This window comes from Sphingorhabdus sp. (assembly GCF_041737645.1).
Taxonomy (GTDB): Bacteria; Pseudomonadota; Alphaproteobacteria; order Sphingomonadales; family Sphingomonadaceae; genus Sphingorhabdus_B.
Map to the genome: position 1 here is coordinate 1 of NZ_JBGSRI010000003.1, position 26,447 is coordinate 26,447.

The 26,447-nt window shown below is 56.0% G+C and carries 31 protein-coding genes; 21 read left to right on the forward strand and 10 right to left on the reverse strand.

All coding sequences use genetic code 11. The features are described 5' to 3' along the window. The first annotated feature begins 369 nt into the window (after window positions 1-369). A complete protein-coding gene (locus ACEW72_RS00025) occupies window positions 370-1,881 on the forward strand; it encodes a lipopolysaccharide biosynthesis protein (protein ID WP_373474324.1) in 1,512 nt (503 codons plus the stop codon). Here the strand turns inward: ACEW72_RS00025 and ACEW72_RS00030 are convergent. Beyond that, entirely contained in the window at window positions 1,871-2,809 is a 939-nt protein-coding gene (locus tag ACEW72_RS00030) for an isopenicillin N synthase family dioxygenase (protein WP_373474325.1), read from the reverse strand. The two genes, ACEW72_RS00025 and ACEW72_RS00030, sit on opposite strands and share 11 nt — an antisense overlap. Before the next feature lie 64 nt (window positions 2,810-2,873). On the opposite strand from ACEW72_RS00030, the gene ACEW72_RS00035 reads away from it, so the two are divergent. From ACEW72_RS00035 to ACEW72_RS00045, 3 genes are all read left to right on the forward strand, one after another. Then, window positions 2,874-3,287 (forward strand): EVE domain-containing protein, encoded by a 414-nt coding sequence (locus ACEW72_RS00035; RefSeq protein ID WP_373474326.1) that lies wholly within the window; start codon window positions 2,874-2,876, stop codon window positions 3,285-3,287. Beyond that, window positions 3,284-4,150, forward strand: a complete 867-nt coding sequence (locus tag ACEW72_RS00040; protein ID WP_373474327.1) for a RimK family alpha-L-glutamate ligase — start codon at window positions 3,284-3,286, stop codon at window positions 4,148-4,150. Before ACEW72_RS00035 ends, ACEW72_RS00040 begins: the two co-directional genes overlap by 4 nt. 94 nt (window positions 4,151-4,244) lie before the next feature. Beyond that, the gene (locus tag ACEW72_RS00045; RefSeq protein ID WP_373474328.1) at window positions 4,245-4,427 is read left to right on the forward strand and encodes a CsbD family protein; all 183 of its coding nucleotides are present in this window, start codon (window positions 4,245-4,247) and stop codon (window positions 4,425-4,427) included. Between the two features lie 45 nt (window positions 4,428-4,472). On the opposite strand, the gene ACEW72_RS00050 is transcribed toward ACEW72_RS00045, so the two are convergent. From ACEW72_RS00050 to ACEW72_RS00080, 7 genes are read right to left on the reverse strand one after another with little or no spacing between them, the layout of a single operon-like run. Next, window positions 4,473-5,159: a glutathione S-transferase family protein gene (locus ACEW72_RS00050; protein ID WP_373474329.1), complete on the reverse strand. Its 687-nt coding sequence runs from the start codon at window positions 5,157-5,159 to the stop codon at window positions 4,473-4,475. Between the two features lie 14 nt (window positions 5,160-5,173). Further along, complete coding sequence (locus tag ACEW72_RS00055) at window positions 5,174-6,433, reverse strand: serine hydrolase domain-containing protein (RefSeq protein ID WP_373474330.1); 1,260 nt, start codon at window positions 6,431-6,433, stop codon at window positions 5,174-5,176. Between the two features lie 7 nt (window positions 6,434-6,440). Further along, the gene (locus ACEW72_RS00060; protein WP_373474331.1) at window positions 6,441-7,106 is read right to left on the reverse strand and encodes a CoA transferase subunit B; all 666 of its coding nucleotides are present in this window, start codon (window positions 7,104-7,106) and stop codon (window positions 6,441-6,443) included. Then, on the reverse strand, window positions 7,106-7,816 hold the full coding sequence (locus ACEW72_RS00065) for a CoA transferase subunit A (RefSeq protein WP_373474332.1): 711 nt from the start codon (window positions 7,814-7,816) through the stop codon (window positions 7,106-7,108). The genes ACEW72_RS00060 and ACEW72_RS00065 overlap by 1 nt, the downstream gene beginning before the upstream one ends. A 42-nt stretch (window positions 7,817-7,858) precedes the next feature. Further along, complete coding sequence (locus tag ACEW72_RS00070) at window positions 7,859-8,518, reverse strand: HAD-IA family hydrolase (RefSeq protein WP_373474333.1); 660 nt, start codon at window positions 8,516-8,518, stop codon at window positions 7,859-7,861. 8 nt (window positions 8,519-8,526) lie between these two features. Then, entirely contained in the window at window positions 8,527-9,222 is a 696-nt protein-coding gene (locus ACEW72_RS00075; RefSeq protein WP_373474334.1) for a VIT family protein, read from the reverse strand. 15 nt (window positions 9,223-9,237) lie between these two features. Continuing rightward, on the reverse strand, window positions 9,238-10,158 hold the full coding sequence (locus ACEW72_RS00080) for an SMP-30/gluconolactonase/LRE family protein (RefSeq protein ID WP_373474335.1): 921 nt from the start codon (window positions 10,156-10,158) through the stop codon (window positions 9,238-9,240). A gap of 184 nt (window positions 10,159-10,342) precedes the next feature. Between ACEW72_RS00080 and ACEW72_RS00085 the strand changes: the two genes are divergently transcribed. Genes ACEW72_RS00085 through ACEW72_RS00100 form a run of 4 tightly spaced genes read left to right on the forward strand, consistent with a single transcriptional unit; the run spans window position 10,343 to window position 14,368 of the window. Continuing rightward, window positions 10,343-11,158, forward strand: a complete 816-nt coding sequence (locus tag ACEW72_RS00085) for a universal stress protein (protein ID WP_373474336.1) — start codon at window positions 10,343-10,345, stop codon at window positions 11,156-11,158. A gap of 59 nt (window positions 11,159-11,217) precedes the next feature. Further along, the gene (locus ACEW72_RS00090; protein WP_373474337.1) at window positions 11,218-12,546 is read left to right on the forward strand and encodes an amino acid permease; all 1,329 of its coding nucleotides are present in this window, start codon (window positions 11,218-11,220) and stop codon (window positions 12,544-12,546) included. 41 nt (window positions 12,547-12,587) lie between these two features. Then, the gene (locus ACEW72_RS00095) at window positions 12,588-14,015 is read left to right on the forward strand and encodes an NAD-dependent succinate-semialdehyde dehydrogenase (protein WP_373474338.1); all 1,428 of its coding nucleotides are present in this window, start codon (window positions 12,588-12,590) and stop codon (window positions 14,013-14,015) included. Beyond that, entirely contained in the window at window positions 14,015-14,368 is a 354-nt protein-coding gene (locus ACEW72_RS00100; protein ID WP_373474353.1) for a YbaN family protein, read from the forward strand. Before ACEW72_RS00095 ends, ACEW72_RS00100 begins: the two co-directional genes overlap by 1 nt. Window positions 14,369-14,371: 3 nt before the next feature. Here the strand turns inward: ACEW72_RS00100 and ACEW72_RS00105 are convergent, their stop codons facing one another. Beyond that, window positions 14,372-14,887: a sterol desaturase family protein gene (locus ACEW72_RS00105; protein ID WP_373474339.1), complete on the reverse strand. Its 516-nt coding sequence runs from the start codon at window positions 14,885-14,887 to the stop codon at window positions 14,372-14,374. A 95-nt stretch (window positions 14,888-14,982) separates the two neighbouring features. Here ACEW72_RS00105 and leuC point away from each other — a divergent pair, with 95 nt between their 5' ends. From leuC to grxD, 8 genes are all read left to right on the forward strand, one after another. Further along, entirely contained in the window at window positions 14,983-16,413 is a 1,431-nt protein-coding gene (gene leuC / locus ACEW72_RS00110; protein WP_373474354.1) for a 3-isopropylmalate dehydratase large subunit, read from the forward strand. A gap of 81 nt (window positions 16,414-16,494) precedes the next feature. Then, window positions 16,495-16,788, forward strand: a complete 294-nt coding sequence (locus ACEW72_RS00115; protein WP_373474340.1) for a hypothetical protein — start codon at window positions 16,495-16,497, stop codon at window positions 16,786-16,788. Window positions 16,789-16,850: 62 nt separating this feature from the next. Further along, on the forward strand, window positions 16,851-17,060 hold the full coding sequence (locus ACEW72_RS00120; protein WP_373474341.1) for a hypothetical protein: 210 nt from the start codon (window positions 16,851-16,853) through the stop codon (window positions 17,058-17,060). A 6-nt stretch (window positions 17,061-17,066) separates the two neighbouring features. Then, window positions 17,067-17,660, forward strand: a complete 594-nt coding sequence (gene leuD, locus ACEW72_RS00125) for a 3-isopropylmalate dehydratase small subunit (RefSeq protein ID WP_373474342.1) — start codon at window positions 17,067-17,069, stop codon at window positions 17,658-17,660. 39 nt (window positions 17,661-17,699) lie between these two features. Further along, entirely contained in the window at window positions 17,700-18,695 is a 996-nt protein-coding gene (locus tag ACEW72_RS00130) for an NADPH:quinone oxidoreductase family protein (protein ID WP_373474343.1), read from the forward strand. A 68-nt stretch (window positions 18,696-18,763) separates the two neighbouring features. Continuing rightward, window positions 18,764-19,087: a DUF1476 domain-containing protein gene (locus tag ACEW72_RS00135; RefSeq protein ID WP_373474344.1), complete on the forward strand. Its 324-nt coding sequence runs from the start codon at window positions 18,764-18,766 to the stop codon at window positions 19,085-19,087. After that, a complete protein-coding gene (locus ACEW72_RS00140) occupies window positions 19,087-19,317 on the forward strand; it encodes a BolA/IbaG family iron-sulfur metabolism protein (RefSeq protein WP_373474345.1) in 231 nt (76 codons plus the stop codon). Before ACEW72_RS00135 ends, ACEW72_RS00140 begins: the two co-directional genes overlap by 1 nt. 16 nt (window positions 19,318-19,333) lie before the next feature. Further along, window positions 19,334-19,660, forward strand: coding sequence for a Grx4 family monothiol glutaredoxin (gene grxD / locus ACEW72_RS00145; protein ID WP_373474346.1), 327 nt, complete (start codon window positions 19,334-19,336; stop codon window positions 19,658-19,660). 45 nt (window positions 19,661-19,705) lie between these two features. On the opposite strand, the gene ACEW72_RS00150 is transcribed toward grxD, so the two are convergent. Further along, window positions 19,706-20,956, reverse strand: coding sequence for an MFS transporter (locus ACEW72_RS00150; protein ID WP_373474347.1), 1,251 nt, complete (start codon window positions 20,954-20,956; stop codon window positions 19,706-19,708). A 95-nt stretch (window positions 20,957-21,051) separates the two neighbouring features. Between ACEW72_RS00150 and ACEW72_RS00155 the strand changes: the two genes are divergently transcribed. The 5 genes from ACEW72_RS00155 to sufB form a co-directional block, all read left to right on the forward strand. After that, window positions 21,052-22,125 carry a YeiH family protein gene (locus ACEW72_RS00155; RefSeq protein ID WP_373474348.1) on the forward strand — a complete coding sequence of 358 codons (1,074 nt, stop codon included), beginning with the start codon at window positions 21,052-21,054 and terminating at the stop codon, window positions 22,123-22,125. Continuing rightward, the gene (locus tag ACEW72_RS00160) at window positions 22,122-23,636 is read left to right on the forward strand and encodes a glycerol-3-phosphate dehydrogenase (protein ID WP_373474349.1); all 1,515 of its coding nucleotides are present in this window, start codon (window positions 22,122-22,124) and stop codon (window positions 23,634-23,636) included. Before ACEW72_RS00155 ends, ACEW72_RS00160 begins: the two co-directional genes overlap by 4 nt. Window positions 23,637-23,720: 84 nt before the next feature. After that, the gene (locus ACEW72_RS00165; protein WP_373474350.1) at window positions 23,721-24,656 is read left to right on the forward strand and encodes a DUF6597 domain-containing transcriptional factor; all 936 of its coding nucleotides are present in this window, start codon (window positions 23,721-23,723) and stop codon (window positions 24,654-24,656) included. A gap of 65 nt (window positions 24,657-24,721) precedes the next feature. Beyond that, window positions 24,722-25,135, forward strand: coding sequence for an SUF system Fe-S cluster assembly regulator (locus tag ACEW72_RS00170; protein ID WP_373474351.1), 414 nt, complete (start codon window positions 24,722-24,724; stop codon window positions 25,133-25,135). Further along, window positions 25,132-26,447: Fe-S cluster assembly protein SufB (gene sufB, locus ACEW72_RS00175; protein WP_373474352.1), on the forward strand; the 1,316-nt coding region annotated here is incomplete at its 3' end. The genes ACEW72_RS00170 and sufB, both read left to right, overlap by 4 nt.

Below are 26,447 nucleotides of genomic sequence, written 5' to 3' on the forward strand. Positions count from 1 at the left end.
GCACAAATTACTATACATGGTATAGGACATATGTGCGGAACGACTAATTTTTAACCAAGCACCCGGGGCCTAAAAACCCCCGGACCTGGCGCCGTCGCCCACATGTCCCTTCATCTAAATATCACAATGTCAAAGAGCCAAACCGACAAAAAAGCGGACACCTATTGTTCCCTGATATTGCTACCAGGGGAGTAGGTGACCTATTTGTTGGCGACCGAACCGCGGAAACGCTTGCTTCCCGTCCGGTGAGAGGGCCTCTAAAGGCGTCCTCTGATTCCGTCAACATCCTTTTGCAATTTTATTTCAATTATTTTGCAATGCCGGAGAATTGCGAGGTTTTGGTAAACATTTGGCTCTATTGCGACGGTTATGGATATCGGGTCGCCACTTGGAAACGCCACCGCCGAAGATTTCGGTAAGCGCGTGAAATCCGCCGTTTTCTGGCGTTCCGGCACACAGATTCTGTCGCAGCTGGTCAGCTGGGGTGCGACTCTGGCAGTCATCCGAATCCTTGAACCCGGGGACTATGGGCTGTTTGCGATGACCTCTGTGGTCCTCGTTTTTTTGAATTTCTTGAATGGCTATGGCTTTGTTTCCGCACTGATTCAGTCGGAAACGGTGGAACCGATTCGGATTCGTCAGGCATTTGGCATGCTGATTCTGTTGAATGCGGGGCTGGCGGCCATCCAGTTCTTCGCGGTCGCTCCGCTGGCCGCTGCATATTATGGCGAGTCTGTGGTCGGCGAGATGCTTCGATGGCAGTCGCTTATATATCTCTCAACGCCGTTTCTGATTCTTCCGGAAGCCATGCTGACCCGGAATCTGGATTTCAAAAAGCCGGCAATCGTCAATTTGACGTCCGCCTTCGTCGGCGCAGCTGTTGCGCTGGGTATGGCATTTAACGGTTATGGCGTCTGGACGCTGGTATTTGCGCCGATCGCCATCTTCTGGACCCGCGCGATTGCTTTGATGATCGCGACCCGTTTTTGGGTCCGCCCCAGTTTCAATTTCAAAGGCGCAGGGTCGATTTTTAGTTTTGGGACGATGATGCTCGTAGCTCACGGCTTCTGGATTATCCAAAGTCAGTGCGATATTTTCATCGCCGGCCGGGCGTTCGACAATCATCATCTGGGTCTTTATGCCGAAGCCCTGTTCCTGACGCAGATATTTGCCGCCAAATTTGTACCGCCCTTAAACGAGGTTGCATTTCCCGCTTATGCGCGGCTTCAGAACGATCGCGCCGCTTTATCAGCGGGCTTTCTGAAAGCAGTGCGCCTGATCATGCTCATCTCCTGTCCGCTCTATCTCGGCATGGCGGTCACGGCGCAACCGCTGGTCGATGTGGTCATGGGGCCCAAATGGACCGAGGCTGCGCCGCTTGTTGCCATATTGGCGTTGGCAATGCCTGTGATGACCCTGCATATTCTGTTTGCTCCCGCCCTCAATGCCCTTGGGTTGCCGAGCGTTGTTGTCCGCAATTCCATATTCGGCGCGATTCTGATGCCGAGCGTCTATCTGTTTGCCGTTCAATATGGCGCGGACGGGCTAGCCTGGGGATGGCTGGTCGCTTTTCCGATTCTGCTCGCTTTCACAATCTATCAGGCAAGGCCGCATATCGGTTTCGACGTCAGTGGGCTGGTGACCGCGGTTCTGCCGGGACTGACGGCAGCAGGCGTGATGGCTGCTTTTGTATGGGCCGTCGACACAATGATACTCATGCCGATGTGGCCCGAGGTGCCGGCGTTCTTCCATCTCGCCGTTCTGGCGGCTACCGGAGGCCTCGCTTACACTGCCATGCTCTGGTTCGGGGCGAGGGCGACCTTCATGGAGGTCGTCAATCTTCTAGTTAAGCGGAAACCGCCGGAACCCGTCACGCTTTAAGAAGACCGATCTCGATCAACCGCTCTTTCAAATAATCGTCCGCCAGTATCGGTTCGGGATAACGATTCGGATTATCCGTGCTGATGCATTGCGGCAGTGTGCGTATCGGAAAGTCCGAACGGGCGTGCAGGAAATAGGGCATCGAATAGCGACTAAAACGTGATCGCTCCCCGACCGGGTTGACCACGCGATGTGTGGTCGAGGGTAGAATATGGTTGGTCAACCGTTGCAACATATCGCCCACATTGACGGCAAGGCCACCTTCAGGGGGTGACACATCCATCCAGCTACCATCAGGTCGCAGGATTTGCAGACCCGCCTCTTCCGCGCCCAAAAGCAGGGTGATAAGATTGATATCCTCATGCGCGCCGGCACGGATGCAGCCTTCGGCGTCGCTGATGATGGGCGGATAATGCAGCAGACGCAGAATCGAATTGCCATCCGCAATGGCCGAATCAAACCAGTTCGCCGGTAATTCCAGATAGCGGGCAATCGAGGACAGGATCCGCGCACCGACCTTGTCCAATTCGGCGTAGAGGGTTTCGAACGTCTCTTTGAATTCGGGGACAGGTGGCCAGACATTGGCCAGCATCGATGTTGCCAGCGGACTCGACGGGTCCATGGTCCGACCGACGTGCCAAAATTCTTTAAGGTCGTGAAATTCCGCGCCCTTGGCAATTTCCGTCTTGAACGGCGTATAGCCCCGTTGCCCCGCGAGAGCTTTGTCATAGCTGCGCATCTTTTCCGATTCCGGTAGCTCAAACAGCTCTTTGGTCAGGACCCAGGCCTTGGCAACCAGAGCGGGGTCCAGTCCGTGATCGACAACAGTCGCAAATCCGTAGGTCTTGAACGAATCACCAAGCTGCTGGCCAAGGGCATCCGCGTCGTCGTGACGCAGTGAAATAATAGGCATCTTATTCATATCCATGCAAATAGCCCTTGACCTAGAGCGTGGCCAGCGAAATTGACTTGGATCAAACAGGAGCGTCGAAATGACAAAGCAATATTGGCTGATGAAGTCGGAACCCGACGTCTACAGCTTTGATGATCTGGTAACCGAAGGCGAAGGAACTTGGGATGGGGTCCGCAATTACAGCGCCGCGATTCACCTGCGGACAATGAAGGTCGGTGACGAAGCCTTTTTCTATCACAGCAATATCGGGCTTGAGGTTGTGGGCATCATCACCATCAGTCACGAATATTTTATCGACCCCACCGACGAGAAGGCGCGCTTTGTCGCCGTCAAGGTAAAGCCGGTTCGCAAGATAGCCGCGCCAGTGACACTCAAAGCCATCAAGGCAAACCCAAAGCTGGCAGCGATGGAGCTGATTCGTCAATCGCGCCTTTCGGTCGCACCGGTTCGTCCGGCGGAATGGAAAGAGATACTGAAAATGGCTGGCGAATGACGATGCCTTGTCTCGCAATCCTGTGCCCGATCCCAGAATATGAAGAGGACTGGTCGTACATCAAGGCCGATTACGTCCGGCTTCTCGGCGAAGACACCGCCTTTGTGGACTGGACCGAAGCGTCAGATCTCAAAGGTTTCGATCTGGTCACGCCGCTTTTGGCATGGGGCTACCAACGCGACTGCCCCCATTGGTTCGCCCTGCTCGACCAGTTAGAAGCTGACGAAATCCCTGTGTGCAATCCGGTCAGAATACTGCGTTGGAACAGCGACAAATCTTATCTGGCCGAACTGGAGGCCGCAGGCATTGCGACGGTACCCACAAGGCAGAGCGAAGCCCTTGACGACATCGCACTTGCACAAGCCCGCGCCGCGTTCGGTTGCGACACATTGGTCGTCAAACCCCCAATATCCGGCGGAGCGGATGGCACATTCAAACTGGCACCTCATGATCCAGTCCCCGACTCTGTTGCGGGGCGCAGGATGATGATCCAGCCCTATCTGCCCAGCATCGCGGCGGAGGGCGAATATTCGCTGTTCTATTTTGCCGGCGAATTCAGCCATGCGATTATCAAACGGCCAGCGGTGGGCGACTTTCGGGTTCAGGATCAGTTTGGCGGCTATGAAGAGGGTGTCGACGCGCCTCCGCCAGCCCTGCTTTTGGCAGATTCCGCTCTGGCCGCCGCATCTGCCATCTCGAGGACTCAGACGCTCGCTTATGCAAGAGTCGACATGCTGCGTGGCGAAAATGGCGCCTTCATGCTGATGGAACTCGAACTCATCGAACCATCGCTCTTTCTTCGCTTCGCTGCCGATGGCGGTGCAGCTTTTGCCCGGGCCATGCGCGCGATGATACCCGTTTAAGGATAAACGGTGGAACCAAAAACCCGTTCGACGATTAAGTCCTTGTATCGGTCTGCACTTCCGCAAGGCCGGATCGCGCAGAAAGGATCACGTCATGGGCGAACTGAAAGACAAAGCAAAAGGCCTCGGCAACGAGGTTGCCGGAAACATCAAACAGGCCGCTGGCCGGGCGACCAATGATCCCCAGCTGGAAGGCGAAGGCATCGCACAGGAACGTAAAGGCGAAGGCCAGAACCTGAAAGGTAAGGTCAAAGGCGCGTTTGGCGACAAGGTCTGACCTGACCAATTTTACTGAAAGAGGTCGCCAGTTTGGCGGCCTTTTTCATGTCTGGCGATAATCCGCTATCAACTCACCACAGGCGCGCAATTCTTCTTCATGCCCCACTTCACGCCATGTTTCGGTCAGCGCATCCTTTTCCCATCCAAGCATCGGCGGCAACGTCAGCATGTGATTGACCCATTCCTGACCAGCCCGGCCGACATCAAGTCCATAAGTGCGAACACGAAATGCGACGGGCGCGAAAAACGCATCCGCAGCCGAAAATTTCTCACCTGCTAAAAATGGTCCTCCGAAACTGTCCAGTCCTTGCGTCCATAATTCAGCGATTCGCTGAACGTCGCGGTGGAGAGCATCGGACATTGGCTTGGGTTGAACGCGCACGCCGACATTCATCGTGCAATCATTGCGCAGCGCCGAAAAACCGCCATGCATTTCGCTCACCGCGCACATTGCCCAAGCCCGTGCAGCCTCTTCCTCGGGCCAGACCCCGTCATGCCGGTCGGCAAGATATAATGTGATCCCCAATGAATCATAAATCGTCCGCTCCCCGTGAAGCAGCACCGGCACCTGACCTGTGGGGGAAAACGTCCGAAATGCGTCATGATTGCTTACCGAGGCAAAAGGTTCCAGCCGGTCCTTGAATGGAATACCCAGCATCGTCATCAACGCCCACGGTCGGAGGCTCCAGCTCGAATAGTTCCGGTTCGCGGTAATGAGGGTGTAGGACATACAGACTTACCTTTTCACTCTATTAGGTTCGGGTCCTGTGCTGGCAGGGGTACATCGCCAAGATCGAGCCAGCGCGAATCCACGCGCTTATAGTAACTATCAATAACCGCGAACGGAATGCGAAAGGGCCTTCCCCAGTTGCTGTTCCACATCACCACGACCCCGGTCCGGGCTTCCGGTTCGAAAATCATCGAAGCGCGAAAGCCATCAACGGCGCCGGAATGGCCTACCAAGTGGTGGCCCGCATAAACAAAACTACGCCAGCCCAAGCCGTATTTCGCCTCGCTATTCGCCTGGCGCAGCTCGCCACCGTATAAATTTTGCGTAGCGACCCGTGGTGCTTGTGCCAGACTCAGAATAGCGGTCGGCAGAACATCCTCACGCTCCCCCATTGTCGCCTGCATCCATCGGGCAAAATCGACGATGTTACTGTTGACCCCTGCCGCCGCAGGGACACGCCAATACGTCTCGCGCAACGTTCGGACCTGGCGAACATCATGTGGTCGTGCCCACTCTTTTGACCCGGTCAGCCCTTCCATGCCATAGGTCGCGCTCGTCATGCCCAGCGGCAGAAAAAGACGTTCGCTTGCCACATCCGGAAAAGACCGACCCGCAGCTTGCGACAAAATCTCGCTCGCGGCGTCGAAGGCTACATTCTGATACGTATGACAGGTTCCGGGCTGGCACTGCAGCGGAGCGTTGACCAGCCGGCTTCGAATTATGCCGGGGCTTTGGCCTTCTTCAAGCTTTTCGTCATAAGCGTTTTTGGTCAGGCCCGTCTGCTGCGAGAGCAGTTGCCCAAGCGTTACCTGCGACTCCGCACCCTCAGGCAGCCGCAACGAAGTCTGCCAGTCTGCAACCGGCTGATCCAGGTCAGCGGCACCTTCGTTAGCCAAGGTCGCGGCGAGAGCGCCAGTGACCGTTTTGGAAACCGAAGCCCACCGAAAGACGGTCAGAGGTGTAACTGCTACGCCCGTCGACTTATCGACCACGCCATAAGTCCGGACAAAGCTGAGTTCGCCGTTTTCAACGACCGCCACGGCAAGTCCGGCCATTTCGGGTCGCGATGACATTTCGGCAAGCTGGCGGTCCAGTTCGTCATAGTCGATCTCCCCGCTCCATTCTTCAGGAGAGTCGGGAATGACATCGGCAGCCTTTCCCGTGATGGCCGCAATGATTGCCGAAGGTTTTTCTCCGGTGAAGGCTGGAAGCCCGAACCAAACCGCCACGCCCAGGGCAGCGGCCGCAATAAGTGCTTTAGCAATCTGCCGCATCAATCGGTTAAACCGTCACCTCATATTTCGCCGTTGTCTTTGCCGCCACTTCGTCTGCTGTCACACCCGGTGCCATTTCGATCAACCGGAACGCAGAGGCATGATCGGGCCTTTGAAATACGGCGAGGTCCGTAATAATCATATCGACAACATTCCTGCCGGTAAGCGGAAGCGTGCAGGCGGGTATAAATTTCGGGCTGCCGTCCTTGGCGTTGTGCTCCATCACCACGATGATCTTCTTGACGCCAGCGACCAGATCCATGGCACCGCCCATGCCCTTGATCATTTTTCCCGGAATCATCCAGTTGGCGATATCGCCATTTTCGGCAACTTCCATCGCGCCCAGAACGGTCAGGTCGATATGCCCGCCGCGTATCATCGCAAAACTGGCGGCGCTATCGAAATAGGCAGTTTGCGGAAGCTCGCTGATTGTCTGTTTCCCGGCATTTACAAGGTCCGCATCTTCCTCACCCGCAATCGGAAAAGGACCGATGCCGAGCATCCCGTTTTCCGATTGCAGCGTCACCTCCATGTCCGCAGGAACATGGTTGGCAACAAGAGTAGGAATTCCGATGCCTAGGTTGACATAATATCCGTCACGCAATTCCTTGGCTGCGCGGGCCGCCATTTGATCGCGCGACCAGCCATTGGCATTGCCATCATGCGTCGTCATCAGACCGTCTCCTCTTCACGCACAGTACGGAACTCGATCTTCTTGTCATAAGGCGAACCAACAATCATGCGCTGAACATAAACGCCTGGCAGGTGGATGCAGTCGGGGTCAAGCGACCCTACAGGGACCACTTCCTCGACCTCCACGACGCAGATTTTGCCGCAGGTCGCAGCAGGCAAATTGAAGTTGCGCGCCGTCTTGCGAAAGACAAGGTTGCCGCTTTCATCGGCCTTCCAGGCTTTTACCAGAGCGAGATCGGCAAAAATTCCGCGCTCAAGGATATATTCCTCGCCGCCGAATTCTTTGACCTCTTTGCCTTCAGCTACCAACGTGCCTACGCCCGTTTTGGTGTAAAATCCCGGGATGCCCGCACCGCCCGCACGCAACCTTTCGGCTAGTGTACCTTGCGGGCAGAATTCGACCTCAAGCTCGCCCGCCAGATATTGCCGTTCAAATTCCTTATTTTCCCCCACATAAGACGAGATCATTTTCTTGACCTGTCTGGTGCGGAGCAGCTTGCCGATGCCTTCATTGTCGATACCGGCATTGTTCGACACAAAGGTCAGGCCCGTCACACCACTATCCCGCACCGCATCGAGCAGCCGTTCGGGCAATCCGCAAAGGCCGAAGCCACCACTGGCAATCAAGAGGTCGTTTTTCAAAAGGCCGTCGAGCGCCGAAGCCGCGTCGGGGAAGAGTTTTTTTGCCATGAAATGCTCCAGAAATGTGGGAGAGGCGGAACGTTATATCGCCTAGCCGCCAACCGGACCAAAGGTCAACGCCAATAGCGCACCAAGTTCGTCCAACGCTTGATCGCCGCTCGTCACCTTGATGGCGGCCATACCCAGTTGAGCGGCGGGTTTGCAGTTGATCCCGAGGTCGTCGAGATAAATGCAGCGCGAAGGATTCACAGCCAGAGCCTCGCACATCATCTGGTAGATGCGGGGGTCGGGTTTCCGGACACCGGCCTTCGAGCTTTCGATCACATGGTCAAAACGGGCCATAATCGCTTCGACGGCCCGCGCCTTGTCGTCACTCGCCGCCATCCCGGCACCGTGACCTGCGCGTACATTATTGGTGATGCAGCCAAGACCAAATCCTTCGGCTTTCAACCGGTCGAGCGCGTCGACCATCTCGGAACGAATATCGCCAGCTAGACAGGCGATAACCGATGCCCCGTCGAGGGCATGGCCCAACGCCTGCGCCTCCTGCATGAAAAGAGCATCAAAGGCCGCCGCATCAATTTCCGCCCGCTCGAACTTGGCCCATGCATTATCGTCCGGATTGGTCGAATTGACCTTGCGGACAAAGTCGCTGGGCAGGCCACGCTCAACTTCCATCCGGTTGAACGCTTCAAAGGGCGACGAGGTGATCACCCCGCCGAAATCGAAAATAACCGTATTATATGCCATAGACCCTCTTACGCCAGGCTGGTGCCAAAGAGCGACCCGATAGCGGCTGTGGCCGCCATGGCAAAGGCACCCCAGAACGTTACGCGCAAAACCGCTTTGCCAATAGGCGCACCGCCTGCTTTCGCGCCAATCGCGCCCAACAGCGCTAAAAACAGCAAAGCCGCAATGGAAACCGACCAACTGAGGAAGGAGGCTGGGGATAAGGGCACCATGGCGAGGGGGAGCGAGGCACCGACCGCAAAGGCCCCGGCTGACGCCAGGGCGGCTTGCACCGGACGGGCGGCTGTGTGCGTGGCCATGCCCAGTTCATCGCGCAAATGGGTAGTAAGTGCGTCATGTTTCGTCAGCTTATCGGCAACCTGTTCGGCCAGAGCGCGATCAAGACCCCGCGCTTCGTAAATGCCGACCAATTCTTCCCGTTCCTTTTCCGGGATCGTTTCCAACTCCAGCTTTTCCCGGTCGCGGTCGGCATTTTCGGTATCGGCCTGCGAACTGACGGACACATATTCACCCGCCGCCATAGACATGGCCCCGGCGACCAGTCCCGCAATGCCGGTCAACAAGACATTGGCGGGACTCGCCTGCGCGGCGGCGACACCAACGATCAGGCTGGCTGTCGAGACAATTCCATCATTTGCGCCCAGCACCGATGCGCGGAGCCAACCAATGCGGTCGATCAAATGGGCTTCCTTGTGCCTCGGCATGGGACCCGTTCCTTTTCAATAGTTCAACTTCAATCCCGGCCTTGCCCAGCGTGTTTTGACCAGCCGCCCACTGCCCGAAAGGCAGATATAGGCATCCCGCATGTCGGCACCGCCAAAGGCAATATTTGTTGTGAAGATGTCGTCTGTAGCCACAAATTCGACGAGATCGCCTTCCGGTGAAATCACGCTGATCCCGCACTCCCCGATGGTGGCGACGCAGATATTGCCATTGGCTTCCATGCCAAGGCTATCAAAAAATTTATAACCCGCCGGGCGATAGACAGGAATGCCAGGTCCGCCCGGTCCTGCATCAGCTGCAACTTTGCCGGGGGCGGTTATGTTGAACTTCATCAGACGGCACGTATAGGTTTCGGCGGCGTAAAGTATTTTGCCGTCGGGCGAGAGTCCCACGCCATTGGGATTGTTGGAGGGGAAAATCACCTCTTCGAGATGGCTGCCGTCGGCCTTTGCATAGAAAATACCGACAATGTCGTGGCAGCGCTTCGCATAATCGACCTTGCCATGGTCGGTGAACCAGAATCCGCCATGTTCGTCGAAGACAATGTCGTTGGGACCTCGCAGGATGCACCCATGATCGCCGGACTTATAAAGCGTTTCAACCGCGCCGGTTTCGATATCAATCCGCTCTATCCGGCCGCCCGAATAATCTTGCGCGATACCATTAGGTACAAGAAAGCCGCCTGAATCGAGATAGTCAAAACCCCCATTGTTGCAGCAATACAGCTTCCCATCCGGCCCCAGCGCCAGCCCGTTGGGCCCGCCACCGGTTTTGGCGACGATGGATTTACTGCCGTCGGGGGCGATCCGGGTGATTTGACCCGATGCGATTTCAACCAAAATAATGCTGCCATCCGGCAAGATGACGGGTCCTTCAGGGAAGCGCAGCCCGTCCGCCACCAGTTCAAAATCCGCCATATTCTCTCTCCTCCATTACGAAGACTGCGCGCCTGTTTTTTCGTGTGGTCCTGCGCTGACATAGATCATGTAATATTGGAAGTTTTTTGACACATTTTGACGTCGATCAACGAAACCCCCGGAAAATGGATTAAGATGGTGTCGTGAAGCCGACTCACCCCCTTGTCGGTGTTGAAATAAGGTAATGGCAATGAAATCGATCATGGTACACGCAGGCAGCGACACCGGCTTCGAAGGCCGGTTACAGGTGGCGCTAGATCTCGCACGTCGATTCAATGGACATCTCTCTCTCATTTTGCCCCGACCCCCCCGGGATTATGTGGCGTTCGACATGTTCGGAGGCGCGCATTTCATCGCCGAAGCTTTTGATGCTGCAGAGAAAGAGCGCGCAAAAATGCAAGCTCATGTCGACGACAAGCTGAAAGTCGAGGGCTTACCATGGGACTGGCAGATTTTTGATGGAACAACGGTCGATGCGCTCGTTAATGCTGCCCGCTTGGGGGACATTCTGGTGATGTCGCTCGACGAATCGGCAACCCATGTTAGTGGACGGGGCCGTGCGCTGGTGAGTGACGTCGTCACCGCTTCGCGTACGCCGATACTCGCCGTTCCCCTAACGTGCAAAAGTCTCGCGTTCGACCGGGCTATGGTCGCCTATGATGGCGGCTTTGAGGCCGCTAACGCGGTGCGTGCGGCGCGGCCTTTTCTCGCCGCAGCCGGCATAGTGCGGATTGTGGAGGTCGAAGTCACTCCGGACGAATTTCCGGTTACCGACGTCGCGGCCTATCTGTCACGACATAGTGTAAACGCGGAAATTGCGGTGGCGACCAAAGGTGACGTCAGTGTCGAGGAACGCTTGTTGGCCGAGGCGAAGGACTGGCGTCCCGACTATCTGGTGATGGGTGCCTACGGCCATGGCCGCTGGCGTGAGGCGATCTTTGGCGGCGTAACGCGGTTTCTCCTGGCCGAAATCGGCGTACCGGTTCTGCTGGCGCATTGATAACAAAGATTGGCATTCGTTCCCCGGCGTGGCAGGTAAGCCGCATCGGGGGATAGGGTATGAATAACGACACAGCGGCGGCCAGTCGGCCCATGGGCTTTTGGATGGCCCTCGCCCTTGTCATGGGGAGCATGATCGGTTCGGGCGTGTTTCTGCTGCCCGCCAGCCTCGCGCCGCTGGGTTGGAATTCTGTTATCGGCTGGCTGATCACCGTGGCCGGGGCGTTGTGTGTCGCTGCGGTCTTTGGAAAACTAAGCCGAATCCTGCCTAAAGCAGGCGGGCCCTATGCCTATTCCCGTGCCGCCTTCGGCGATGGCGCAGGCTTCGCCATCGCTTGGGCCTATTGGATATCGATGTGGGTCGGCAACGCGGCCATCGCCACCGGTGCCGTCAGCTATCTCAGCCAGCTCTTCCCCGTTCTGGGTGAGCCGGGCATTTCGGCAGCCACCACCGTGGCTATCGTCTGGGCATTCACGCTGATCAATATCAGCGGCACAAAACTGGCCGGACAGGTTCAGCTGGTATGGACGATCATCAAAATCATACCGCTCATCGCGGTGATCGGGCTCGCCGCTTATGTCCTGACGCAGCAGGGTACGGCTGTCGTGCGGCCATTTGCGACACAGGACCTGTCCTTGTCGGCGATTTCCGCTGCCACAATCCTGACCCTTTGGGCAATGCTGGGGCTCGAGACGGCCACCGTTCCGGCGGACAAGGTGGAAAATGCGGAGCGCACCATCGGACGGGCCACGCTGCTCGGCACCGGAGGAGCGGGGCTTGTCTATATTTTGGTCTGCTCCGCCGTCGTCCTGATGCTACCCGCCGCATTGACGGCGGCATCGCCAGCGCCCTTTGCCCTGTTTGTTGAAACCTTTGCCGGCACGAACGCGGGTACGGCGATTGCCGCCTTCGGCGCAATCAGCGCACTCGGTGCCCTGAACGGCTGGGTCATGTGCCAGGGGGAATTACCGGCCGCGATGGCGCGCGATGGCATGTTCCCGGCCTTTTTGGGCAAGGCCGCGCCCAATGGCACACCGCGCAACGCCCATCTTTTCACGACGTGCCTTCTGACCATCGTGATCCTGATGAACAGCAGCCGGTCGCTGTCGGCGATGTTCGAATTTCTGATCATCCTCACAACGGCCATCGTTCTGGTCATGTATTTCGGCTGTGCCGCCGCTGCCGCACGCCTCATGATGCGCGGGCAAATACCGACGACCAAGGGTTTCACCGCGATCATCATTTTTGCCATGCTCTATTCGCTGTGGACCATTTACGGCGCAGGATGGGAGGCGCTGGGATGGGGCCTTGCCCTGCTACTTGCCGGACTGCCGACGTTTTGGTTGATGAAAATTTCCCTCGCACGGGGTTCCCATAGCGCGCCCTGAAGCCTACATGCCCCGCATAGAAAAATTTGCGGGATTTCCAAATGAACAGCACAAGCGAACTCGGTATCTACATCAACGGCAGTTGGCGGCGCGGCGAAGGTCGTGACGTCCACAATGTTGTCAATCCGGCCACGGGTGCCGTCATTGCGGAATTACCGCTCGCGACCGCAACCGATCTGGACGAAGCGCTGGACGCAACCGCCAAAGGATTTGCCCATTGGCGCACCGTCGACGTAAACGAGCGCGCGACCATTTTGCACAAGGTCGCTGGCCTGATCCGCGAACGCGCCGAAGATATTGCGGTGCTGCTCACCACCGAGCAGGGCAAGCCATTGGCCGAGGCCCGGACCGAAGTGCTGTCTTGTGCGTCGCAATTCGACTATTTCGCCGAAGAAGCCAAGCGCAGCTATGGCCGGGTGCTGGTGCGTCCCACAGGGCAGCGCTCACTTGTTCTGAAGCAGCCTGTTGGGCCTGTGGCCGCTTTTTCACCCTGGAACTTTCCGGTCAATCTCATGTGCAAGAAAATGGCCGCCGCGCTCGCAGCCGGATGCTCGATCATTGCCAAGCCACCCGAAGAAACGCCGTTCTGCACGAGCGCCATCATGCAGTGCGTCATCGACGGCGGCGTTCCCGGCAACGTAGCCCAGCTGGTTTACGGCGTTCCCGATATGGTCAGCCGTCACCTGATTGCCTCACCGGTCATTCGCAAGGTCAGCTTCACAGGATCGGTACCTGTCGGCAAACATCTTTTGAAGCTGGCAGCAGACGGCGTGAAGCGCACAACGATGGAGCTGGGCGGACATGCCCCTGTTCTGGTGTTTGACGATTGCGATCTGGAAAAAGCCATCAAGCTGTCGTCGACGCAGAAATTCCGCAATGCGGGACAGGTCTGCATTTCGCCGACACGATTTTATGTGCAGGAAGGCATTTACGACCGTTTCGTCGCGGGCTTTGCCGAAGCGACGAAGAAAGTGCAAATGGGCAACGGCCTCGACGCCAGCACCATCATGGGCCCGCTGGCCAACGACCGCCGCCCACCCGCCATTGAAAAGCTGGTGCGTGATGCCACCGACAAGGGGGCGAGATTGCTCGCAGGCGGCGAACGCGGAGATGGTGGCTATTTTTATCAGCCAACGGTGCTCGCGGACGTTCCCTTAAGCGCCAACATCATGACGGACGAGCCATTTGGTCCCGTTGCTTTGATCCGGCCTTTCAAGGATTTCGACGAAGCGATTGAACAAGCCAACCGCCTGCCCTTCGGTCTCGCTGCTTACGCGTTTACCGAAAATGCCCGTCAAGCCAATCTGGTCGCCGACGCACTGGATACCGGGATGGTCGGCTTAAACAGCTTTGTCATCTCCATGCCTGATGCGCCCTTTGGCGGCGTGAAGGAATCCGGTTTCGGAAGCGAAGGCGGACCCGAGGGTCTCGACAGCTATTATGTCACCAAGGCGGTGCACCAATATTGATCAAAAGGCGGCTTTATCTGGCGGCCGGTTTTACCTCGGTAGCACTCGGAACCTTGGGCACAGTCTTGCCCTTGTTACCCACGGTGCCGTTTATGATATTGGCCGCCTTTTGTTTCGCGCGCAGCAGCCCGGCGCTTGAGGCACGCTTGATGAACCATCCACATTTTGGGCATCATCTTGTCGCTTGGCGAGAAAAAGGCGTTGTGTCACGGCGCGCCAAATGGTCTGCGGCAACGGCCTTTGCTATCAGCATTGCTATAAGCCTTGCGACCCTGCCGCTGCCATGGTCGCTGCTGCCTGTTGGCGTCGCAGCCATTTCCCTGACATGGATTTGGCGGAAGCCTGAAGTCTAAGAGCTAGAGCGCAGCGTCGCGCACGACCGCGGTACCCGCTTCACGCTGGACCTTCAGTTCCGCTTTCAGCTTGGCCGGCTCGCGGGCGAAGACAAAGCCGAAACTGACGCCACCTTCTTTGCCGATTGTCGCATGATGCAGCTTGTGCGCCTGCACCAGCCGCTTGGCATAGCCGCTGCGCGGAACATATTTGAAATAGCGCTGATGCACGAGTCCATCGTGGATGACCGTATAGATGACGCCATAGAACATGATCCCCAGACCAACCCAGGTTCCCGGTTCCCATGCACTTTCGCCCAATACCAGTGGGCTGCCGATCGCGAACATCGAAATACTCATAACGGCACCGACGATGCCATATAAATCGTTTTTTTCCAGCGCATTATCATGCGGCTCATGATGGTCGCGATGCCACCCCCAGCCCCAGCCGTGCATGATGTATTTATGACTCGCCCACGCCACCCATTCCATCGCGAAGACGGTAGCAAAGACAATCAGAATGATGATCAGGATACTCATTCGGGAACGTCTAGCCCCTTTTTGATGGAGATTGAAGTGCACATCACGTCACCTCACTTGATTTCGCTGCAATCGCTTCTATGGCAACATTCATTATGCCAGCGCCCCAAACCCTATATGAAAAAATCTGGACCGCCCATGTTGTCGAACAGCGGGATGACGGCACCTGCCTGATTTTCATCGATCGCCATCTAGTCCATGAAGTCACCAGTCCGCAAGCTTTCGAAGGTCTGCGCGTCGCCGGCCGCAATGTGCGGCGCCCGGATCTGACTTTGGCGGTGCCTGACCATAATTTGCCGACGACCGCGCGGCGCGATGACGCGGGTAACCGCATTCCCATCGCCGACCCAGAAAGCGCGGCGCAGCTTGATGCGCTGGAACGCAATGCACCCGCCTTCGGTATTCGTTATATTACCGATACCGATCTGGAACAGGGCATTGTTCATGTCGTCGGCCCCGAACAGGGGTTTTCATTGCCCGGAACGACGATTGTCTGCGGCGATAGCCACACCGCCAGCCATGGCGGGCTTGGCGCACTGGCATTTGGCATCGGCACGTCGGAGGTCGAACATGTCCTCGCGACACAGACGCTCCAGCTCAAACAGTCCAAGTCGATGGAAGTCCGTGTCGAAGGTGAACTTGGCCCTTGTGTCACTGCAAAGGATGTCGTGCTGCATATCACCGGCGTCCTCGGCGCGTCGGGCGGAACGGGCTATGTTATCGAATATACCGGATCGGTTATCCGCACGCTCAGCATAGAAGGGCGGCTGACTGTTTCGAATATGGCGATCGAACATGGCGCACGCGCCGGTCTGGTTGCACCTGACGATGTTACATTTGCCTATCTGAAAGGCCGTCCCATGGCCCCCAAGGGTGCACAATGGGACGCGGCGGTTGCCTATTGGCGCAGCCTCGCCACCGATGCAGGCGCTGTTTACGACAAGGTCGTCGTTATCGACGCAGCCGAAATCGCGCCTAGCGTAACATGGGGCACCTCACCCGAAGATGTTTTGCCGATTACGGGATCCGTTCCCGACCCCGCCAGCTTTGCGGACCCCTCCAAGCAGATCGCCGCGCAAAAGTCGTTGGACTATATGGGTCTGTCGGCCGGAACGAAGCTCACGGAAATCGAAGTTCAGAATATCTTCATCGGCAGTTGCACCAACAGCCGTATTGAGGACCTGCGTGCAGCCGCTGCCGTTTTGAAAGGCCGCAAAAAGGCCGGCGCAGTCAAATGGGCGATCGTTGTTCCGGGATCCGGCCTGGTGAAAAGGCAAGCCGAAGAAGAAGGGCTGGACCGGATTTTTACCGACGCCGGTTTAGAATGGCGTGAACCGGGCTGTTCGGCGTGTCTCGGTATGAATCCCGACAAAGTTCCGCCGGGCGAACGCTGTGCATCGACAAGCAACCGCAATTTCGTGGGCCGACAAGGTCCAGGTGCGCGAACCCACCTTGTATCGCCAGCGATGGCGGCGGCGGCGGCGGTGACCGGGCGATTGACCGATGTGCGAACCTTGCTCGACTAAGTCCCTTTACGGTACAAACTTGCACCGCATATTGACTCATTGGGCAGGCTGCGGAATGTAACATGCTCTCGGGGAGAGCAGATGGCAAAGCAAGGTGCCAACAGCGGTAAGATAAATGATACGCCATCGGAACCGCCCGGTGTTGTTGTTGGCTGGACTCATCACGACCATGGGGCATCTATAGATTTGCGTATTCAAACTACCGTTTCGCAAGAGGCGCTCGATCAGAAGCGGATCGACAGCCATCATTTCCTGATGACATACAATCAGGCATTGTTGCTCGCGAAATTCCTGCTCGACACGACAGGGCAGAGCTTGCCATTACGGCAACGGCCTTCAATTTGGCGACGGATATATGCCCGATTCAACAAATAGACCAAAGCCCCTTTACTTGTCCCAATCGCCAAAGCTAAGGCTGCATTATAAGGGATAGATATATGACCGATAAAAAGAAAACAGCCGAAGACGATAAATGGTCGACGGGCGCCAAAGTTGGCGCTGCAGTAGGTTCCGCGGCTTTGGTTGCGGCTTTGTTATATGCAGGTCGGCGCAACCTGACTCAGAAAAAGGGCAAACTTGAGCCACTTTCACCCGAACCCGAGCTGGACGTGACGAATGAAGCCCAGCCAAAAACAGATACAGACTGACCTGCGATGCAGCCCGTTTCTCACGTCGAAGGTCGCGCATATCCGTTAGGTTTGAAAAATGTTGATACCGACATCATCATTCCTGCGGTCTGGCTTAAAACCATTAGCCGAACCGGCCTTGGGAAAGGCGCTTTCGAATCTTTACGCGCGGTGGAAGGCAATGTTTTTGACGATCCCGAGTATGCTGGCGCGTCCATATTGATTGCAGGCGATAATTTCGGGTGCGGATCAAGTCGCGAGCATGCGGCATGGGCAATGGCCGATCTTGGCATACAGGCCGTTATCGGGCCGAGTTTTTCAGACATATTTTCAGGCAATGCCTTCAAAAACGGGTTGCTGGCTATTGTCTTGCCGCAGCCCGCGATTGACCGGCTGTTGGAAGTGGCCAAAACGGATCCGATTCATGTCGATCTGGAATCGCAGACTGTAACCACGCCGTTTCAGGACCGGTTTGAATTTGAAATTGACCCCTTTCGCAAACATTGTCTGCTGAACGGAGTCGATGAGATCGGATTAACATTGAAAAGCAGCGATGCCATTTTGGCATATGAACGCAAATTGGCAACAGACAGGCCCTGGCTGGCTCCAGAAATGGCCTGAATCGATTGCGCTACGGAAAATTTGGGAAGAGAGAGACATATGCGCGCATTATTATCCATGGCAACCGGCGGGCCCGACACTTTGGTGATGGGTGAACTGCCCGAACCGACGGCTGCGGCAGGTACCGTCGTGGTTGCTGTAAAGGCGTGTTCGATGAATTATCCTGATACCCTGATGATCGTAGATCTTTACCAGTTCAAGCCCGCCAGACCCTTTGCCCCGGGCGGTGAAATTTCCGGCGTGGTTGAAGCGATTGGCGAAGGCGTGACCGGATTTTCTGTTGGTGATCGGGTTATCGGTCTGTGCGGTAATGGTGGCCTTACTGAAAAGGTCGCGGTGGCTGCTTTCAATTGCTTCAAAATGCCCGAAGCCATGTCTTTCGAAGATGGCGCATCATTGTTGATGACCTATGGCACTTCTATCCACGCGCTGAAAGACCGCGGGTCTATGAAGGCAGGCGACAATGTCCTCGTACTTGGCGGCGCCGGCGGGATTGGCATTTCAGCCATCGAATTGGCCAAGGCTTATGGTGGCCGGGTAATCGCCGGGGTGTCGAGCGAAGATAAAGCAGCCATCGCCCGTGAGGCAGGGGCGGACGATGTTGTTGTCTATCCCCATCAACCCTTTGACAAGGATAAATCCAAAGCCGTGGCGGAAATGTTCAAGGCAGCGGCGGGCAAGGATGGTTTCAACATCGTGTATGACACGGTCGGCGGCGATTACAGCGAACCAGCGGTGCGTTCCATCGCGTGGGAAGGAAAATTTCTGGTTGTTGGTTTCCCCGCTGGCATCGCGAAGCTTCCGCTCAATCTCACCTTGCTGAAAAGCTGCGATATCTGCGGCGTATTCTGGGGGGCCTTCGCCGCGCGCACGCCGCAAAAAAACCACGCCAACGTCGCCGAACTGTTCGATCTATACGCAGCCAGCAAGATCAAGCCACGCATATCGGAAACTTTCAGCCTTGAAAATGCGGGGCAAGCGATCGCCCGTCTTGGTGATCGGGCCGCAGTTGGAAAGCTTGTTGTCCAGATTTGATAGAAGTTACCTTGTCGATCCAAGAGAGAGACATTATCTTTGACACATGCACCTGAGGGAACCGCAATATGACGACCTTTGACAATCGCGAAAACGCTTTCGAAAACAAATTTGCCCATGATGCCGATTTGCAGTTCAAGATAACCGCACGCCGGAACAAGCTGCTCGGGCAATGGGCGGCGGAAAAAATGGGCCTGACGCCTGAAGAAACCACATCTTATGCGACATCGGTTGTGCAAGCCGATTTTGAAGAGGCTGGTGACGAAGATGTTGTTCGCAAGCTGCTGGGTGACCTTACCTCCGCCGGAGCAGAGGTCGATGACGCGATGATTCGCACCGCGCTGGAAGACAAGATGGTCGAAGCGCGTCGCCAGTTTATCGAGCAAGCCTGATGGCGATGGCCGCCCACGAGATTGAAGGCATGATCCGGGCCGCATTGCCCGATGCGTTGGTGGAAATCACCGATCTGGCTGGCGACGGCAACCATTATGCTGCGCGCGTGGTGAGTGAGAAATTTCGTGGGCTTTCCCGAGTGAAGCAACATAAGGCCGTATATGATGCATTGGACGGCAACATGGGCGGCGTTTTGCACGCTTTGCAACTGACAACCGCCACACCCTGAATTTGGAGTATTGAGCATGAGCGTGAATGAACGGATCGACGGGATCGTCAAAAATAACGATGTGGTGCTTTTTATGAAAGGCACCCCGTTGTTCCCGCAATGCGGATTTTCGAGCAAGGCGATTGCCATACTCGATCACTTGGGCGTTACATATGAAAGCGTGGATGTTTTGCAGGATATGGAAATCCGTGCAGGCATTAAAGATTATAGCGATTGGCCAACCATCCCCCAACTTTACGTCAAAGGCGAATTTCTTGGTGGCTCCGACATCATGATGGAAATGTACGAAGCAGGTGAATTGCAGGCAATGGTAGACGCCGAGGGTCTCGCAAAAGCCGAATAGCGGCGAACCTCAAAGCGAGGCTGCTCCGAATCTGTAATTATAACCTTATCCGGTGCTTAATCCTTGACTGCCTTCGGCGCGGCGGATGTTGGGCAGAAGCAGGTGCAGCCAGCCGAGGGCAAGCAGGTACGAGGCGGCAGCGAAGATAAACAGCGGTGTAAAGCCAAGCCCGGCCGCCAGTACGGCGCCGGTCACCAGCTGGATCAATGCTCCACCCATATTGCCCATGAAAGCCCCGAAGGCAGTCACGCGCCCCACCTTGGCCCGCGGAACAACATCGGTAATGATCGAGAAGATTGACAGCGAGAAGCCCTGATGTCCGGCCATCACGACACCCATCATTACCGCCACCGGCCAGAATGAATCGAGCGTAAGCACGAACGGCAACGGCACGACGATCGCTGCCGATCCGAACATAACCGTCTTGCGAACGCGGTTGACACTCCATCCGCTTTCGAGAAGGCGCGTCGATAACCAGCCTGCGAAAAGTGCGCCCGCGCCTGACCCGAAGAAAGCAATTGCGAGAGGCACGGCGAGCTCGCTCGTGGTGAGTCCGAACTCCTTGCGATAAAAGTCAGGCAGCCAGAAGTTGATCAGCCACCATGTTGCATCCGAGAGGGCTTTTGCTATCACGATTGCCCAGGTTCGCCGTTCCATCAGGATCGGCCCATAAGCCGCACCATCGTCAGAGAAATCGCGCTGTCCGTCTTCCGCCTTATCGTCGAACTTTACGCCGCGCGCGAACCACAGCCAAAGCGCCAGAGTAATAAAACCACCGATCCCGCCAAAAATCAGCGCGCCGCGCCATCCCCAGATTGCCGCAATGACCGGTATGAAAAATGGCATCATGATAGTCCCGAGCCCTGCAATCGCAGTGCCGACACCGAACGCAAATGAGCGTTTGTCGGGCGGAAACAGGGTAGCGACAGTCTTAATGGTCAGCGGGGTCTGCACCGCCTCAGTCGCGCCGAGGCCAATTCGCGCAGCCACGACGTGCCAGCCGGCGATTGCCCAGCCATGCGCCATCGCGGCAAGGCTCCAGGTCGTAACACCGAAGACCATCGAACGCAGCACGCCGATCTTGTCGACCAGCCAACCGGTGAACAGGAATGAAAGTGCCGCTGCGACCTGGGTTACAAATGCCAGATTGGCAAAGTCGGTGTCGCTCCATCCCAGATCAGCCGACATGTCGGGTTTGAGAATCGCGATGACCGGTCGATCCATCGCGTTGAAGATGCCGGCTACACAAAGCAGACCGAACAACGTCCAACGCAGCGCTGGCGTGATCGGCTTCATTTTGTTCCACCCCTGTGCATCATTATCCCCGCTTGGCCTGTCGCCAGTCCCGCTTTATGCTGGAACTCCTCGCACACTTGCCTATAGTAGGCCATATGACACGGCAAGACATAAACGCGAATTATATCGCTGACCTCTATGGCGAGACTTACCTTGCCGAAGATAATCCGGCGCCCCGCAAACGACTTGAGATTAGCGCGTTATTCCCCGGATTTGTGGTTGTCGCAATCGCTTCAGCCGCTGCAACCTGGTTTTCCGAACATTACGGGATGCCCGTGGTTTTAGCCGGTCTACTGATTGGCCTCGCCCTGAATTTTGTATCGTCAGAACCAAAGGTTCATGCGGGCCTCGATTTTTGCGGCACATCCTGCTTGCGTTGGGGTATCGTGTTGCTGGGTACGCAAGTGACAGCGATGCAGATCGGCAGTTTGGGCGCGCTCGCATTTTTAGGGCTTATTGGCATCATGGCCCTCGTCATTGGTTCGGGATTACTCGGTGCGCGCCTTGGCGGCCAAAGCCAGTTGGCCGGATGGCTGGCCGGCGGCGCGACCGCTATTTGCGGCGCATCTGCGGCACTGGCAATTTATGCCGTCATCGGACGGGAAAGGTTAAACCAAAACCAGTTTACGCTGACTTTGGTCGGTGTCGCTCTGGCAAGCGCCATTGCCATGTCTTTTTATCCATTGATTGCCGCCTATCTCGACTTTTCCGACCGGCAAGCAGGCTTTCTGATGGGTGCAGCAGTCCATGATGTCGCGCAAGCATTGGGCGGGGGATACAGTTTTTCCGAAAGCGCAGGCGAAGTTGCAACCATCGTGAAATTGTCGCGGGTCGCTTTATTGGCACCTGCGGTGGCCTTGATCGGTCTTGCCATCGGCAGCATCGGTAGCCAGCCTAAAAGTCTTTTGGTCAAATTGAAATTGCCTTGGTTCATTCTCGCATTTTTTGCGACAGTTGCGATAAATTCGGCTGTCAGTGCGCCCGTCTGGGTTACGGAATACGGGCTGATTGCATCCAAAGCGATGCTGTTATTTGCGGTCACCGCAACGGCAATGCGATCCCGACTTGACTTACTGCTCGGTCAAGGCTGGAAAGCACTGCTGCCGGTCATGTTGGCCACATTAACCGCGTTTGTCGCCTCGGCGGCCTTTGCTTGGGCATTTTTATGAGTGATACTATTTATGATCTTGCCGTAATCGGCGGCGGCGTAAACGGCGCAGGAATCGCGCGCGATGCGGCTGGTCGCGGTGCAAAAGTGATTCTGCTAGAACAAGGTGACCTGGCGCGTGGCACGTCGTCGGCGTCGACAAAACTGATCCACGGCGGATTGCGCTATCTGGAGCATTTTGAATTCGCACTGGTACGTGAATCGCTGATTGAGCGTGAACGTTTGTGGTCTATTGCCCCTCATATCATCTGGCCGCTACGTTTTGTCCTGCCCCACCAGAAGGGAATTCGTCCCGCATGGATGGTTCGGCTTGGTCTGTTTCTGTATGACCATATCGGTGGTCGCAAAAAATTGCCGGCAACCCGAACTCTCGACCTGCGGCGCGAACCTGCCGGCGCTCCATTAAAGCCGGAATTTATCAAAGCCTTTGAATATTCCGATTGCTGGGTCGATGATGCCCGGCTTGTGGTTCTGAATGCGATGGACGCGGCGGAACACGGCGCTGAAATTCGTACCCACGCTGAAGTCAAGCATCTGGAACGCAGGAATGGGCTGTGGCATATCGAGGTTGCAGGTCAATCGGCCGTCACAGCAAAGGCAGTCGCCAATGCCGCCGGTCCAGCCGTGCTTGATCTTCTAACCCGCACAACAGGGCGTCAACGCAACCCCGATCAACGGATCAGGCTTGTTCGTGGGTCGCATATTATAGTGCCAAAAATGTTTGAGACCGCGCAGGCCTATTTCTGCCAAAATCCGGATGGCCGGATATTTTTCGCAATTCCCTATGAAGATGATTTCACCCTGATCGGTACCACCGATGCGGATCACCAGGGGCCGCTCGACAACATCACCGCAACTGAAAAAGAAATTGAATATATCTGCGAGTCCGCTGCAGCCTATTTCAAGGCAAAAATTACGCCAGCAGAAGTGATATACAGCTATACCGGTGTCCGCCCATTGGTCGATGATGGAACGGGCAAGCCAGAAACAGCATCACGCGGTTACCATTTCGATATCGAGACCGATAACGAAGGGAACGCACCCATGCTTTCAATTTTTGGCGGGAAAATTACAACGTACCGCCATCTGGCCGAGAGCGCGATTGGCAAGCTTTCGCCCTATTTGCCGATGTTGGCAGGGCCAAGCTGGACGCTTGAAAGCGCCTTGCCCGGGGGCGACTTTCCGATGGAAGGTGCAAGCAAACTGGCCGAAGAATTTGCAACCGAATATCCGTTTTTGAACACTCCGGTTATCCGGCGGCTCGTCCGCAGTTATGGCACCCGCGCCAAAATCTGGTTGGACAAAAGCCAGTCAATCGCCGATTTGGGACAGGATTTCGATCATGGCCTATATGCGGCTGAAGTCGATTATCTGGTGGCACAGGAATGGGCCACGACGGCTGAAGATATATTGTGGCGCCGCACCAAATTGGGGCTTCGTTTCACCCAAGATCAAGTGGAAGCTTTGGAAATATATTTGGCGACACGCCAAAAGAAAGCTGCCGCTTCCTAAAGGGTTCCGCTTGCCGCCAGCGCTCTCCTCGCTTAGTCATAAAGTCCTGCGAGGCGAGATAGTTCTAGGGTCAGGTCTTAACCAATGCAAGAGAGCCAGTTTGCCGCACCAACCAAGAACAGCGCTTGCGATGACACCAACGAAATTGATTTTACATCACCAGACAAGATCGAAGTCACCCATTTTGCTCCTTCCGCCGAGCTTGCCCCTTACGTCACGCAAATCTATTTTTTCCGGTGCGAAGAACACATTATCCGCGACCGGCAGCCGGCGTCTTTGGGCCATTTGATATTCTTGCTAAGTGGCAAAGGCACTTTGCAATTTCAAAATGGCGATATTGCAAACGTCTCGGGTGCGGCACTTTTCGGGCCAGGGAAGGCCGCAGCCGAATTCACATTCGAAGGCCCGCTATATGATCTCGGCTTTGCTCTTTCACCTCTCGGGTTTGTTGCGCTGACTGGAAAGCCAGCCAATCTATATGCAGATCGGGCTGTACCAGCCTCCGAGCTATTCGGGCCCGATATCGACCGATTGGCGGAATCCTTCATTGCAGGGCACGCTAACGGGACAATGCGTGTCGCCGAAATGGTGGAAAAAGTCTCGGCGTTGCTCTTGTCGGCAGTCAGGCGCATTCCAGTATCCCATGTCGAAATGGTCCATGTCGTCATAAACTGGCTGTCACGTGACCTCGACCCCGACGTCGAAAATTTATATCCTAAGCTGGATATGTCGCGCAGCACCGCAGCGCGGTTAATCACCCGATATTTTGGATCGGCCCCTAAGCAATTGATGCGAAAATATCGCGCGGTCAGGGCGGCAAGTATGCTTGTCGATAGAAACTGCACCGACGAATTGAGATCCCAGATCGAGTCGCTATTTTATGACCAACCCCATATGATACGTGAAATCCGGCAATTTGCCGGTCGGACCCCTGGGGCATTGGATAGTGATAGCGCAAAAATCCTTCGAATATGGCTTTCAAAAGACAATTACCGCGATATCGAGACCTTTCCGGGTTGATTTTTGCACGCGAAAGGACCATCTGCTTCAAATCGGAATAAAATTGTCTGATTAAGGCTTGTGGCATGCGATTATCAAATATGGCAGATTATGCGGTTGTGGTGATGAGCGCGGCGTCGCGCCATTGTGGCGGCCTCCGGACATCAGCGACCGAACTCGCAAGCGAAACCGGAATCGCGCTTCCGACCGTTCAGAAGCTCGTGAGCATTTTGACCAAAGGCCGCCTTTTACGCTCCGCCCGGGGTGCAGGTGGTGGCATACAACTTGCCCGTCCTGCAGCAGCTATCACGCTCGCCGATATTATCGAAGCGGTTGAAGGGCCGATTGCCATGACTAACTGCATAAATGCGTCGACCTGCAGCTGCACGATTGCGCCCGATTGCGATATGAAACCGCATTGGGCTATTGTGAACAATGCGGTGCGCGGGGCGCTATCCGATGTTTCACTCAGCAGCCTGGCGATGGGACGCGCCGCATGACCGACGAGACCGCCATCAAGGATCAAGCTGCTTGGGACGCCGCCGACAAGGTTGCGGACTATGAACATGGTTGGTCTTCCGACATCGAAACCGATTTCGCGCCCAAGGGTCTGAACGAAGATACCGTCCGGTTCATTTCGGCCAAGAAGAACGAGCCGGAATGGATGCTCGAATGGCGGCTGAAGGCGTTTGCCATGTGGAAGACGATGACGCCGCCCGACTGGGCCAAGCTCAACGTGCCACCCATCGATTATCAGGACGCTTATTATTACGCTGCGCCTAAAGCCAAGCCAAAGCTAGGCAGTCTGGACGAGGTCGATCCCGAGATCCTGCGTATATACGAAAAGCTGGGCATTCCGATTGCGGAACAGAAGCTGCTCGCCGGTGTTGAAAGCGATCCGGGCGAAAGCGGCGATGGCGGCCTGCCTGCACGTCGCGTTGCGGTCGATGCCGTGTTTGACTCGGTGTCAGTCGCCACCACCTTTCGCGCCGAACTTGAACGCGCTGGCGTCATTTTCCGCAGCATCTCGGAGGCGATCAAGGAATATCCCGACCTCGTCCGCCAATGGCTCGGCAAGGTTGTTCCGATGCGCGACAATTATTTCGCGACGCTCAACTGCGCGGTCTTTTCCGACGGAACGTTTGTCTATATCCCTGAAGGCGTGCGATGCCCGATGGAGCTTTCCACCTATTTCCGCATCAACGCGGAAAATACCGGCCAGTTTGAGCGTACATTGATTGTGGCCGACAAGGGTTCGTATGTCTCCTATCTTGAGGGTTGCACTGCACCGATGCGGGACGAGAACCAGCTTCATGCCGCTGTGGTCGAACTGGTCGCGCTTGATGATGCCGAGATCAAATATTCAACCGTGCAAAACTGGTATCCCGGCGATGCCGAGGGCAAGGGCGGTATCTATAATTTCGTCACCAAGCGTGCCTTGTGTCAGGGCGCGCGGTCGAAAGTTTCCTGGACCCAAGTTGAGACCGGCAGCGCGGTGACATGGAAATATCCAAGCTGCGTCCTCAACGGCGAGAATTCAGTGGGCGAATTTTACTCGGTCGCGGTGACCAACAATTACCAGCAGGCCGATACCGGCACCAAGATGATTCATAACGGCAAGGGGTCGCGCTCGACCATCGTATCCAAGGGCATCAGCGCCGGACACAGCAATAACACCTATCGCGGCCTCGTCCGCGTCGCGCCCAATGCAGAAGGCGTGCGTAACTTCACCCAGTGCGATTCTTTATTGTTGGGCTCGCTCAGCGGCGCGCACACCGTCCCCTATATCGAAGTCCGCAACCCCAGCGCGCA